The organism is Alcaligenes faecalis (assembly GCF_005311025.1).
Classification (GTDB): domain Bacteria; phylum Pseudomonadota; class Gammaproteobacteria; order Burkholderiales; family Burkholderiaceae_B; genus Alcaligenes; species Alcaligenes phenolicus.
On sequence record NZ_CP031747.1, the window covers coordinates 2,957,604 to 2,970,284 of the forward strand.

General features: G+C 56.5%; 10 protein-coding genes. 5 read left to right on the forward strand and 5 right to left on the reverse strand.

Going from position 1 to position 12,681, the window contains the following annotated elements; genetic code table 11:
* Window positions 1-218 precede the first annotated feature (218 nt).
* The 5 genes from fdnG (at window position 219) to D0C27_RS13670 (ending at window position 6,922) form a co-directional block, all read left to right on the forward strand.
* The gene (gene fdnG / locus D0C27_RS13650; RefSeq protein WP_137431171.1) at window positions 219-3,311 is read left to right on the forward strand and encodes a formate dehydrogenase-N subunit alpha; all 3,093 of its coding nucleotides are present in this window, start codon (window positions 219-221) and stop codon (window positions 3,309-3,311) included.
* Window positions 3,308-4,222: a formate dehydrogenase subunit beta gene (gene fdxH / locus D0C27_RS13655; protein WP_115633962.1), complete on the forward strand. Its 915-nt coding sequence runs from the start codon at window positions 3,308-3,310 to the stop codon at window positions 4,220-4,222. The genes fdnG and fdxH overlap by 4 nt, the downstream gene beginning before the upstream one ends.
* Window positions 4,206-4,859, forward strand: coding sequence for a formate dehydrogenase subunit gamma (locus tag D0C27_RS13660; protein WP_115633963.1), 654 nt, complete (start codon window positions 4,206-4,208; stop codon window positions 4,857-4,859). The genes fdxH and D0C27_RS13660 overlap by 17 nt, the downstream gene beginning before the upstream one ends.
* Window positions 4,856-5,728, forward strand: coding sequence for a formate dehydrogenase accessory protein FdhE (gene fdhE, locus D0C27_RS13665; RefSeq protein WP_137431172.1), 873 nt, complete (start codon window positions 4,856-4,858; stop codon window positions 5,726-5,728). Before D0C27_RS13660 ends, fdhE begins: the two co-directional genes overlap by 4 nt.
* Before the next feature lie 291 nt (window positions 5,729-6,019).
* Complete coding sequence (locus D0C27_RS13670) at window positions 6,020-6,922, forward strand: alpha/beta hydrolase (RefSeq protein ID WP_137431173.1); 903 nt, start codon at window positions 6,020-6,022, stop codon at window positions 6,920-6,922.
* 48 nt (window positions 6,923-6,970) lie between these two features.
* Here D0C27_RS13670 and D0C27_RS13675 read toward each other — a convergent pair whose 3' ends face one another.
* The 5 genes from D0C27_RS13675 to D0C27_RS13695 all read right to left on the reverse strand — a co-directional run bounded on the left by D0C27_RS13675 (window position 6,971) and on the right by D0C27_RS13695 (window position 12,676).
* Window positions 6,971-8,722, reverse strand: a complete 1,752-nt coding sequence (locus D0C27_RS13675; RefSeq protein WP_137431174.1) for a DUF4153 domain-containing protein — start codon at window positions 8,720-8,722, stop codon at window positions 6,971-6,973.
* A 106-nt stretch (window positions 8,723-8,828) separates the two neighbouring features.
* Window positions 8,829-9,746, reverse strand: a complete 918-nt coding sequence (locus D0C27_RS13680) for a hypothetical protein (RefSeq protein ID WP_137431175.1) — start codon at window positions 9,744-9,746, stop codon at window positions 8,829-8,831.
* 85 nt (window positions 9,747-9,831) lie between these two features.
* On the reverse strand, window positions 9,832-10,572 hold the full coding sequence (locus tag D0C27_RS13685) for an RES family NAD+ phosphorylase (protein WP_240688258.1): 741 nt from the start codon (window positions 10,570-10,572) through the stop codon (window positions 9,832-9,834).
* The gene (locus D0C27_RS13690; protein ID WP_063691193.1) at window positions 10,529-11,203 is read right to left on the reverse strand and encodes a hypothetical protein; all 675 of its coding nucleotides are present in this window, start codon (window positions 11,201-11,203) and stop codon (window positions 10,529-10,531) included. Before D0C27_RS13690 ends, D0C27_RS13685 begins: the two co-directional genes overlap by 44 nt.
* Window positions 11,204-11,521: 318 nt before the next feature.
* Window positions 11,522-12,676: an iron-containing alcohol dehydrogenase gene (locus tag D0C27_RS13695; RefSeq protein ID WP_021446920.1), complete on the reverse strand. Its 1,155-nt coding sequence runs from the start codon at window positions 12,674-12,676 to the stop codon at window positions 11,522-11,524.
* Window positions 12,677-12,681 lie beyond the last annotated feature (5 nt).

The window sequence follows — 12,681 nt, forward strand, 5'->3', positions numbered from 1 at the left end:
TAATGGCGCGGATGGCAGGAAAGAGTGAAATAGGCCACATGAGAATAGCACACATTCTCAATTATATGGCGACTTCCACATTCCCCTTTATGCCACAACTATTGCCTTTTCAAGGACCTATATGCCAATAGCCGGGCACCCTATAAGCATGCTGCTATAATCCGCCCCGGCAATTAGTGATCCTTTTGCCACTACCTTTTTTGCAAGAAGAATCCTTCATGAATAACACCGTGCCAAGTTTTGGTCGGCGTCAATTTCTCAAAATTCTTGGTGCTGGGGCAGCTGCGCTGTCAGCTACCGCGATGGGACTTTCGACAGCCGCCGCTCAAGTTCCTGCAGCCGTCCGGCCCTACAAACTGCTGCGCGCCAAAGAAACTCGCAACAACTGTACGTACTGTTCAGTCGGTTGCGGCATCCTCATGTACTCCATGGGCGATGGCTCCAAGAATGCGAAACCCCGTATCTTTCACATTGAAGGCGACCCGGATCACCCGGTCAGCCGTGGCTCGCTCTGCCCGAAAGGCGCAGGCCTGCTGGACATGATTCATTCCAAGAACCGGCTGCTGCACCCCGAATACCGGGCGCCCGGCTCCAAGGAATGGGTCAAGATCAGCTGGGAAGACGCTACGCGACGCATTGCCCGCTTGCTGAAGGACGACCGCGACGCCAACTTCATTGCCAGGAACGAGAGAGGTCAGGTCGTGAACCGCTGGCTGTCCTCAGGCTTTCTGGCCTCCTCGGCAGCCTCCAACGAAACCGGCTTGCTGGACTTCAAGTTCACTCGCGCTTTGGGCATGCTGGGTATCGATTGCCAGGCGAGGCTCTGTCACGCCCCCACCGTCTCGGCCCTGGCCCCCAGCTTTGGGCGCGGTGCCATGACCAATCACTGGGTGGACATCAAGAACGCCAACGTGGTGATCGTGATGGGCGGCAATCCCGCCGAAGCCCACCCGGTCGGTTTCAAATGGGTGATTGAAGCCAAGGTCAAGAACAAGGCCAAGGTTATCGTGGTGGACCCACGCTTTAACCGTACGGCTGCGGTGGCAGACATCTTCTCGCCCATCCGCGCGGGCTCCGACACCGCCTTTTTGATGGGCATGGTGCGCTGGCTGCTGGAGAACGACAAGATTCAGCACGACTACGTGCGCTCCTACACCAATGCCTCCCTGATCGTGCGCGACGACTTTGCCTTTGAAGAAGGCCTGTTCTCCGGCTTCGATCCCAAAACCAAGGTCTACGACAAATCCTCCTGGACCTACGCACGAGACGAAAACGGCGAAGTGATGCGCGACATGAGCATGACGCATCCACGTTCCGTGCTGCAGCTGTTGAAAGCCCACGTGGACCGCTACACGCCCGAAGTCGTGGAGAACATTACCGGCGTCAAGCAGGCCGATTTCCTGCAGATTGCCGAAATCATTGGTTCCTGTTCGGCCAAGAACAAAACCCTGACCTGGCTGTATGCGCTGGGCTGGACGCACCACACGGGTGGCGCACAGATTATTCGTGGCGCTGCCATGATCCAGCTTTTGCTGGGCAATATCGGCATGGCTGGCGGCGGCGTGAACGCCCTACGCGGCCACTCCAATATCCAGGGCTATACCGACCTGGGCCTGCTGTCCTTGCGTGTGCCAGGTTATATGAACCTGCCCTCGGACAATCAGCAGACGCTGGCGCAGTATCTGGAAGAAACCACGCCCAAGGATGTGTTGCCCGGTCAGGTGAACTACTGGAAAAACACACCCAAGTTCTTCATCTCCTTGCTGAAGAACCTGTACGGCAAGCACGCCACGCCAGCCAACGATTTTGCCTTTGACCTGCTTCCCAAGTGGGATCGCAGCTATGACATGCTGGCCTACTTCGACATGATGTATGAAGGCAAGGTCAACGGTTACTTTGCGCAGGGCTTTAATCCGCTGGCCGCGATGCCGGACAAGAACAAGACGTCCAAGGCTCTGTCCAAGCTGAAGTTCCTGGTTATTGTGGACCCGCTGGTCACCGAGACCTCGAACTTCTGGCGCAATGAAGGCCAGTTCAACGACATCAAGACAGAAGAAGTGATGACGGAGGTGTTCCGCCTGCCATCGAACTGTTTTGCTGAAGAGGACGGTTCCATCGTGAACTCGGGCCGCTGGTTGCAGTGGCACTACGCCGGGCAGCAACCTCCAGGGCTGGCCCGTCATGACCCCAATATTCTGGGCGAAATCATGATGGAGTTGCGTCGCCTGTACGAAGAGGAAGGCGGTGCCTGTCCCGAGCAGGTTCTGAGCATGACCTGGGACGCCGATACTTATCACGACCCACACTTCCCGCATCCCGAAGAAGTGGCCAAAGAGGCCAATGGCTATGCGCTGGCTGACGTGTTCGACGACAACGGCAAGCAGATCCTGCGCAAGGGCCAGTTGCTGGACAACTTCGCGCAACTGCGCGATGACGGCACCACGCAAAGCTACTGCTGGGTATTTGCCGGCTCCTGGACGGAGAAAGGCAACCAGATGGCCAATCGGGACAATACCGATACGGGCCTGGGCAATACTCCCGGCTGGGCCTGGGCCTGGCCGGCCAACCGGCGCATTCTGTACAACCGTGCATCCATGGATGAGATGGGCAATCCCTGGGATCCCCAACGTCAAATCCTGCATTGGGATGGCAAGCAATGGACCGGGGCCGATATTCCGGACTTCCCGGCCAACCTGCCTCCCGGTAGCCCTGCTGCCCCGTTCATCATGCTGCCCGAAGGTCTGGGCCGCCTGTTCTCGGAAAAAGGCATTAATGACGGCCCCTTCCCGGAGCATTACGAGCCGGTAGAAAGCCCGATTGCCAAGAACCCGCTGCACGAAAAGGTGACACACAACCCAACGGCACGGATTCTGTCCAATGATGCCGAGCGCATGGGCAACCGTCACGACTATCCGTATGTGGCCACCACCTACTCCATTACCGAACTGTTCCGCCACTGGACCAAGCATTCCTATCTGAATGCCATGTTGCAGCCTGAACAGTTTGTGGAAATTGGCGAGCAACTGGCCGCTGAAAAAGACATCCGTCACGGCGACACCGTCAAAGTCACCACCAAGCGTGGCTACATCACAGCCAAGGCCGTGGTGACCAAGCGCATGCGGACCCTGACCGTTGCGGGTCAGGAAGTGCAGCAAATTGGTATCCCCTGCCATTGGGGCTTTGAAGGTGAAACCCGCAAGGGCTTTCTGGCCAATACCCTGGCCCCCGGCGTAGGCGATGCCAATACGCAAACACCGGAGTTCAAAGCCTTTCTGGTCAATGTCGAGAAAATGAAGGGAGCCACGGCATGAATTCGCAAAACATAGTGCGCCGTTCGGCCACCAACTCGGTCACGCCTGCGCCGCAGGTGCGTGATCACCAGATGGAAGTCGCCAAGCTGATTGACGTGTCCATCTGCATTGGCTGCAAGGCTTGCCAGGTCGCCTGCAATGAGTGGAACGACTTGCGCGGCCAGGTCGAGGAAAACGTCGGCGTGTACGACAACCCTAGCGACCTGAGCCCCGACAGCTGGACCTTGATGCGTTTTACAGAGCACGAGGACGAAGCCGGCAAGCTGGAATGGCTGATACGCAAGGACGGCTGCATGCACTGCGAAGACCCCGGCTGTCTGAAAGCCTGCCCGGTTCCTGGTGCAATTGTTCAATACGCCAATGGCATTGTGGATTTCCAGTCCGATCTGTGTGTGGGCTGCGGTTACTGCGTGGCGGGCTGTCCTTTCGACGTACCGCGTATCTCCAAGAAGGACAACAAGGCCTACAAATGCACGCTGTGCTCGGACCGCGTCACCGTGGGCCAGGCACCCGCTTGCGCCAAAACCTGCCCCACCGGCGCAATTGCGTTTGGCTCCAAGCAGGAAATGAAAGATCTGGCCTTGAGCCGTATCGAGGACCTGAACGAGCGCGGTTATGAAAACGCTGGCCTCTACGACCCGCAAGGCGTAGGTGGTACCCACGTCATGTACGTGCTGCAACACGCGGACGATCCCCAGCGCTATGCCGGTCTGCCCAAAGACCCGCACATCAGCTCGGTGGTCGGTGGCTGGAAAGATGTGCTCAAACCCGCTGCAGCGGTGGCAGGCGCCGTGGCTGTCGCAGGGATGGCAGCACACTTTATTGGCGTAGGCCCGAACAGTGTTGACGAGGACCACGAGGACACAGAGGCAAAGGCATCTGAAGGAGGCGATCATGGCCAAGAAAAATAATCTTGTTCTGCGCACCAAATTCCCCGAAAGACTGTGCCACTGGGCAGTGGTGCTCTGCTTCTTTCTGGCCGCAACGTCAGGGCTGTCCTGGTTTTACCCTTCTTTTTCCTGGCTCAGTTCCTTCCTGGGCACACCGCAACTGGCCCGCGTCCTGCACCCTTTTCTAGGGATCGCGGTTTTCGTCGGCCTTTGCTATATGTTTGTGCGTTTTGTGAAGTACAACCTGCCGGCAAAAACCGACCTGATCTGGTTCCGTAATGTCAAAGGCGTGATCCTGAACAACGCCAAGCAACCTTTGCGTATCGGTAAATACAATGCCGGTCAGAAACTGCTGTTCTGGCTGATCATGCTGTCCATCGTCACGCTGCTGGTATCGGGCCTGATCATGTGGCGCGCCTACTTTGCCGAGTTCTTCTCCATTCCCGTGCTGCGTCTGGCCATCCTGATCCACTCCGTCGCCGGGATCGGGCTGATCCTGCTGATTCTGGGCCATATTTATCTGGCGATCTGGGTGCGCGGCTCCATCACCGGCATGGTGACCGGCTATGTCTCCAAAGCCTGGATACGTCATCACCACGACCGCTGGCATGATGAATTGCAGGCTGCAAAAAAAGATGCGAAGGAAGGCAAGGCATGAACGAAATCCCTATCGTCCGCTCCGTGCCGTCGGAAGCCTCCACCCGGCATTTTGATCCCATCCTGCGGCCCGAACTGCACGAGCTGTACACCGCCCGCGCAGCCCGTCTGCGCGAGCTGGCTCAAGGCCATGAGCTTGAGGCCTATCTGCAGCTGGCTGCCGATATTGCTCAGGCACAGGCCCAGGTTTCGGAACAAGCCCAATCGGATGCCGATGCCGTCGATCCTGTTGCCATTGCTCGTCAGGGTGCCTGGACAGCGCATCTGGACGCCCTGCTGGAGCAGCTTGCTCCCAGCGCCTCGCCCGCTATCAGCCCTCATCTGGATGCGCTGCGCGCCATGAGCACCCAGGCACGTCGCGAGGCAGGCCTGGCCTTGGCACAAAACCAGTTCGACGCCGTCTCCCAGGCACTGGCTCCGTTTTTATGGGCCGCCTTGTCTCTGGAAGTTGCCCTGGCCGCACGAGCTCTTCCCTTGCCTGCAAACAGCAAGGAAGAGTCTGCCAGTTGTCCGGTTTGCGGTGGCGCCCCTGTTGCCAGCCTGATCCACAAAGGCACGCGCCAAGGCTTGCGCTACTTGCACTGCTCCCTGTGCGAGTGTGAATGGCATATGGTTCGTGCCAAGTGCACGAACTGCGCCGACGCCGGCGATCTGGACTATCTGAGCTTTGAAACGACCGAGGCGGTCGTCCGTGCAGAAAGCTGTGGTCACTGCCATAGCTATCTGAAAGTCATCTCACAGGAACGCGATGCGGCAGCAGAAAGCGTCGCCGATGACCTGGCCAGCCTGGTGCTGGACGATGCTGCGACCGAAGAAGGTTATGGTCGCACGGGTTTGAACCCCTTCGCCTTGCCCGATCAGGCCCTGTAAAGAAACGCCCGGACTGGCTCAACGCTGATCCGGGCTTTTTTTATATCCGCTTCGCTACCAGCCTCACACTCTATACACTCCTCTCTCGTGGCTGCACCATCACAAGAACAGGCAGCCAAGACCTGATAGCAATTTGCAAGCTCCAAATAACCAGCAATAGGTCATCGACAGCTGAGCAGTAGCGCCCTCATCATATAGATACGATTTGTTGTCCGGATATTTGTTTTCTACCAGACAGCACACTCTATAATCAAGAATGATTCCTGTTCAGCATTCTATATTCCGACCCTGATGAAGACCTCCCTGCCCCGCTTTCTGATCAGTGCCGCCACGCTCTGCCTGGCGTTCACACTTCCCTCCCACGCCCAGCAAACCCAGCGCCCCTGGAACGAGGCAGCCGGCCCCTCCATCGTGGACCAGCAACAAAGCCTGTACCGCTTCGAGACGCTGATCATGTCCTCGGAAGACGGCAAGCGGCACTACAAAATACAGATAGGCACGCCCAACCGCCCCGCTCCCGCACGCGGTCATCCGGTGATTTATATGGTGGATGGCAATGCCGCCATGGCCAGTATTGATGTGGACGACCTGAAAGCCATCAGCGCCTTGTCTGCCCCGGTCCTGGTTGCCATTGGCTACGACACCGAAGCGCGCCACGATGTGATTGCCCGCGCCTTCGACTACACGCCTCCCGTTACGGAAAACGGCGTCAGCAAAACGGTAGAAGTACGAGGTCGCTTAGGGGGCGGTGCAGATATTTTCCTGGACTACATCGAAACGCATATCAAGCCGGCGGTAGAAGAACGCGAACCTATTGATCGCTCCCGCCAGACGCTGTGGGGTCACTCCTATGGCGGCCTGTTCACCTTGCATACCCTATTCACCCACCCTGATCTGTACCAGCGTTACGTCGCGGGAGATCCTTCCCTGTGGTGGCATGACGGGATTCTGGTCAAGACCGCTCAGGCCTTTAATACCTCGCTGGCCAAGGACAAGCAAATTGCCATCATGGTGGGCGGACAGCGCAGAAATACCTCCATGAGCAATACGGCAGCTCAATGGTCTACGCAGGATCTGGCCAAGCATCTGCAAGATGCAGGGTTGAATGTCAGCTACGAAAACTTCAGCGAACTGAACCATGGGCAAATGCTGGCGGCCTCATTGAAACCAGCACTCAGAATTGCCGCTCAATAGCGATGCCCACCGGGGGCATCACTACTGAGCAAGGTCAGCCCCCTGCCTTCAAGGGCGCTGGCCCACGCCAATAAAGCCACCATCTGGTAGTTTCAGCACATTGAAAGGGGCTGGTTCAATGACTGCCCCCTTGGCGTAAATGCCATCAATAATGACGCCCATATTGTCCAGAGACAAACCGGGCGTAAAGGCCGTCGCCTTCTCCCATTCCCCCTCCGCCGTCTGCACAAACACGGCCCCATTGCTCATGGGGTTGTTGACCGACAGGACAATCGCTTCTTCCCCTGCTTCACCCGGCAACAAATCTGCAAATACCAGCAAGCAACCAGCATGCTCACCGGGAGTTCGGGTCTCGCAGGCCTTGACCAAATAGGCAATATCCCAGCCTGGATACTTTTCAATAAAAGACTGACGCAAAGGGTGATCAGCCGGAGAACTTGGCAAGGAACCGAGCAGCATCTCTCGCCCCTTGTCCTCGCCTATTTCCCAGACCTTCAGCTCCTGATCCGGTACTGTGCCGTCTTCCTCTTGTCCGACTTCTTTATCCAGTAAATTCTTGTTGACGGCATACTCCACCGCCTCTTGCCCCGGCAGCCCCCAATACATTCGCATTTGTGTATCGGGGAAATCATCCGCTGCCAGCGTACCGGCCTCCAGCCTGGCTACTTGAGAGGCAGCAGAAATGGCTTCAGGAGAAGCAATGCGCAGCAGCCAGATCACTGCCAGAACAATCAACACCAAAGCCATGCCAACATTGGAGCGACGCACTCGCGCCATCCAGCGTTGAGGATGACAGGCAGCCCAGAAATAGCTCACCCCATAGCCCGCCGCGACCAGCGCTGCCGTCGTTACCAGAACGCGGCTTGGTGTCCAGCCATATTGAACAACCCGAGCCCCTATCGCCCACAAGGCCACGCCCGCCAGCACCGGCATGACAAAGCCCAGCAAACGAGCAGAAACGCGCAACAAAGAAGTGGCGCTGGCATTCGTGTCCTCGTCCGCGACAACCGAAGACACCAGCGTCGAGGCCCCCAGAACGGCCGCCACGCACAAGGCCGCCAGTGGCAAGCCTTCACCCGTGCGCCAGGGCAAGGCGACAATGAACACCACCATCACCACCAGCAAAACAGGGGTCAGCAAACGCAGCAGCTTCAGCAACAGAATCGGGGACAGATAGCCGCCCTCCGAATCCGAGGCCAGCGCCAGACCTGCTCCCACCAAAGCACCAGAAACCACAGCCGCAACTGCGGGTTCCATCAAGACGTCCCCCAGCAGGCTAATGCCGACAAAGCTGAGCAGCATATGGCAAGCCATCAGCACGCCCCAAGCCAGGCCGCAAAAGAACAAGGCCACCGCCCAGGAACACACCATGGACCAGCTCAGCTCGAACAGGCGGCGGTAATTCGCCCAGTCCCGTGCACGTTCTATCAAAATAGCCAGAAATGGCAGAGTGATCGTCGTTAACAGACCTATGGCCACCCACATCTGCGGTGCCCGCCAGAACAGATCCGCCTCGGCATATCCACCTAGTCCCTGCAAGATCAGCACACCGCTGACTAGTCCCAGCCCCACGGCAGCCAACAAGGCTTTGGACAGAGTCACGTGCATGAGCAGGGTAAAGGAGGCAACACCAAAAATCCCCACTGCCAGCAACAAGGAGACCCAGATCCGCTCATGCGTCACAGGCGCCATCATCAGCTCGCTGAAGGCGACCCACTCAAGCAGGCCCAGCACCGCACCAGCCAGACACAAGATCAGGGTGCGCCGGTTTTGTAAGGAAGAAAGGGTAATCGCAATCATGGTGAGTAAAAAGCAGTCGATTCAAGAAGGACAGCACAGGAGGAAGACCCACGCTACATCCCGCAGAACCTAGCTAGTTTAATACCGCCCACCTTGTCGCCCTGCGTCAAGAGGTAAAAATCTGCTCAGTCCTTTCTCGTGCCGAGCTACTTAGTTGAGTGAGACCAGGTCGTATACCTTTTCGAGTAGAAATCTCCATGTCCTCCTGCAACAATGCCAAGCGCACTGTCTCCCAAGGGATCTCAGAAACTTCTTCTGCTGATTCCTCCAAAACGATAACTATCTGCTCGCCCGCACTCTTACCCTTCATTGGCCATTTAAGAGTTGCTTTCACTTTCTGCGGCCCTACCGTATTCGCATTTTCATCAACAGAAATAAAATAGTCGTCAATACCAATATTCTTTGCCAACGTACTATCTTTACGAGAAAAAACGACGAAAGGATCCTCGCATGGCATCCCACTGTCACTAAGGGATCCAATATATTGCGCTATTTCATCCGCTTTTTTTTCAGGCAAGAAATCGACTTTACTCACCCACAGCTGGGCCTCCCTTACACTCTTTCCCGAGTTTTTCTGAGCTGCAACTCGAATCTTCAATAAACGCTCTAGCTCTGTTTGATCAATCGGGATAAGCCGCTCATCTGCCAGCATCTTGTCAACAAACCCTCTACTTTGTTTCAACAGAACCGGATCATCCGACAACACAGAAGCCTCTGAGAGCTTACTTGTGTTCTGGGTCATGTTGGCAGAGCCCACCAAAACATGCGTTGATGTCAAAACTAGTTTGGCATGCAAACCCGTAAAGCTAAAGAGTGTGACACCAGCTTTAAAAAGACTCTCTAAAGCAATGGCTGACACAGCACCACTAGCCACATTCACATTAGAAGCATCACAGATCAGGATATCGCCCTCTCCCAAACCCAAAAGGTCCGCCGTAACATAAGCAACAACGACGACCATCTCCCCTGGCTCCTTGATTTTCTTCATAGAAGGCCAGATAGACTTTGTCAGCAACTTCATCATATGGAAAACCCTAAAAACAGACTAAAACTACTTATACGGGATCTACTTCAAATAGTTTATAGATTGAGGCCAAGCCCCCATTTACTTAAACATCGCCCGGAACGATCATGACGCCGATCCGCTCGGCAAGCTCCAGCACGGCATCATAGGTGGCTGAGTCCTCACTCAAACTCAACGATATCCCCTGCGATTTCAAGATACTTTTAGCGACACGATTCCCAAAGAGCATCACGGCTCGCGCCGAATCGTCCTGCCGGGACACCCAGCACAAGCCTTGGGCTTGGGGGCATTGCTGATAAATCGCGGCAGCCCACAGGCGGGTTGCCGGATATTGATCTTTTTCAGTGTCGATCAGTTGCTTGCGTGTCACACCCAGTTTCCTTAGCGAAACGCTGGCCAGATCCACTAAAACCAAAGGCGCGTTCAGCAGCACGGTGGAATGCACCTGCCCCAACAGCTTTTTCTTGTCATAGCTTTTAAAGCCTGCGGCGTGCGGAACGTCATGAAAGACGGTTTCCATCATGGCGCAATCGCGGCTGGTGCCACCGTACAAGGTGGGAATGGCCCTGCCCTTCTCATCCTGAATTGGACTGAAACGGGCATTGCCCTGCATACCTGGGTTGAACTGGGTCGCCAAATACTTATCTTGATGAACGCGATGCAATAACTGCCCTTTGGGCCACTCCATCAAGGTCAAACGCAGCTCACCACCTGGAGCGGAGATTGCCGATCCCCCCTCCTGCGGAATGTGCTTTTTATCAGCGGCCGCGGGCGACGCTGGCTTAGCCATGAGCCACGGCTTGTACTTCGTCTTGAGCAGCGGCAATGACCTTTTCCGGTGCAGACATCAACAAGTCCTGCGGCCGCTTGCCACCCAAAAAGCTGTTGCTGGACATGAACCAGTAGGCCATGCCCCAGCTATCTTTATGCCCGGCCAGAATCTCCAGAACCTGAGCCAATGGTTTGGCAGGACGGAAGCTGGTAGCCGGGTCCAGGCCATAGCCAGGAAAGTAATCCGCGCCACCATGATTGATGGCAAAAATCTGCCCTTGCTTCTTCCACTTATTAGGCTGGGCGCTAGGGTTGCGGGTGCTTAAGCCCGCCAGTTGCGCCACATCAGCAGCGCTAAGCCAATCCCCGCTTTCCAACACCGCGGTGCGGGCCTGAACCAGCATGGCGGCTTCTTTCAGCAGACGGGGCGATGGTGGCGTGCGGGGCACCAGCACTTCAGCCAGACGCTCCAGCGACTCCTTGTCCTGCCGCTCCTGCAAGACCTCGAACATGGACGAGGCCACATTGGTGAAGTTCTCGGCCAAAGCCTTGAAAGCGGCGGGCTTGATGTGATCGAAAGCCAGCACCAGCACCTGCTCGGCCTGCGAACGACCCAAGCGAGCCTTAACCTCTTTGGGCGTACCCACCAAGGTCGAGACACTGGGACTACTTACCAGGACGCTCATGGATAGACTCCTTGAAGGTTATTTATGATGATTAATAATAGCATAACCCTGATAACCCAAAAACCGACCTGTACAAGCAAGCAGTCTAGCCTCAGCTACGTCCTTATCGCTCGTTCTGACACGCATTAGGCAGACGCGGCATCGCTGCCCTGCCGCATAAAACGGAACTCGCGCCATCAAGAAGCTTAACTCCCCATTCCTATTTCTCTTCCCTATCTCTATTAGCGTCGTTGCAGCCCCCCATTGAGCAGACGAAAAAAAACCTGAGCCGGCACAGCACCAGACTCAGGCAAAAAGATTTCCGCTGTTAGCGGTCTATCAGAACGCGGCGCTGTAAATAGCGAATGCGTCGTCTTCAGTCACGTCGCGGGGGTTGTTGCCCAGCAGACGGGTTTGTTTCATGGCTTCCTGGGCCATACGGCGCAGGTCGCTTTCCTTGATGCCGACTTCGCGCAATTGGCGCTCGATGCCGGTATCAATGGCGATCTGTTCCATAAAATTGATGAAGGCTTCGGTCTTGGAGGCCTCATCACCCTGGATGCCGGGGATCAGCACTTCCGCCAGTTCGGCATACAGCGGAGCGGCAGCCGGAGCGTTAAAGCGCAGAACGTGTGGCAGGACCAGCGAGTTCGACAAGCCGTGTGGCACGTGGAAAATACCGCCGATCGGGTAAGCCAATGCGTGTACGGCACCCACGGGAGCGTTCGCAAAAGCCTGACCAGCCAGCGTGGCACCCAGCAGGATGTCCTGGCGAGCCTCGGCATCCTGGCCGTTACGACAAACGTGCACCAGCTTGCTGCCAATCAGACGCAGGGCTTGTTTGGCCAGGTTGTCCGACAGCGGGTTTTTCAAAATACGGCTGGTGTAAGCCTCGATGGCGTGCACCATGGCGTCGATACCCGTCGCCGCGGTGATGCGCGGTGGCAAGCCCAATGTCAGTTGCGAGTCCAGAATGGCCAGATCAGCGTACAGCTCGGGCGCCACCACACCGGATTTGGTGGTTTCGCCGGTGGTCACGATGGAAATAGGCGTCACTTCCGAGCCTGTTCCCGCCGTGGTCGGGATCTGCACCAAGGGCAGGCGCGAGCCGCGCACATTATCAATGCCGTACATCTCTTGCAGGGGCTGGTCTGACGCCAGCAGGACGGCCAGCAATTTGGCCACGTCCATGGACGAACCGCCACCCAGGCCAACAACGATTTCCGTTTTGGCCTGGCGAGCGCGCTCCGTTGCCTGCAAAACAATGTGCTCTGGAGGATCGGCAATAACATCGTCAATCACTTGCACGGTCCAGCCGTTGGCTTTCAGATCAGCCAGGGCGGGATCCAGCAAGCCGCTTTCGTGCAGGAAACGGTCAGTCACCAGACAAACGCGCTCTTGCGAGTAGCGCTTGCGCAAGATCTGACCGAGCCGGGCAGCGGCTCCGCTTTCAACATAAATAGCGGGGGTGGTTCTGAACTCGAATGCCGACATGGGCT

Excerpts from the sequence above, each read along its gene's own strand:
- fdxH (WP_115633962.1), top strand. The coding sequence starts at position 3,308 with ATGAATTCGCAAAACATAGTGCGCCGTTCGGCCACCAACTCGGTCACG.
- D0C27_RS13680 (WP_137431175.1), bottom strand. The coding sequence starts at position 9,746 with ATGATGAAGTTGCTGACAAAGTCTATCTGGCCTTCTATGAAGAAAATC.
- D0C27_RS13690 (WP_063691193.1), bottom strand. The coding sequence starts at position 11,203 with ATGAGCGTCCTGGTAAGTAGTCCCAGTGTCTCGACCTTGGTGGGTACG.
- D0C27_RS13660 (WP_115633963.1), top strand. The coding sequence starts at position 4,206 with ATGGCCAAGAAAAATAATCTTGTTCTGCGCACCAAATTCCCCGAAAGA.
- fdhE (WP_137431172.1), top strand. The coding sequence starts at position 4,856 with ATGAACGAAATCCCTATCGTCCGCTCCGTGCCGTCGGAAGCCTCCACC.
- D0C27_RS13670 (WP_137431173.1), top strand. The coding sequence starts at position 6,020 with ATGAAGACCTCCCTGCCCCGCTTTCTGATCAGTGCCGCCACGCTCTGC.
- fdnG (WP_137431171.1), top strand. The coding sequence starts at position 219 with ATGAATAACACCGTGCCAAGTTTTGGTCGGCGTCAATTTCTCAAAATT.
- D0C27_RS13695 (WP_021446920.1), bottom strand. The coding sequence starts at position 12,676 with ATGTCGGCATTCGAGTTCAGAACCACCCCCGCTATTTATGTTGAAAGC.
- D0C27_RS13675 (WP_137431174.1), bottom strand. The coding sequence starts at position 8,722 with ATGATTGCGATTACCCTTTCTTCCTTACAAAACCGGCGCACCCTGATC.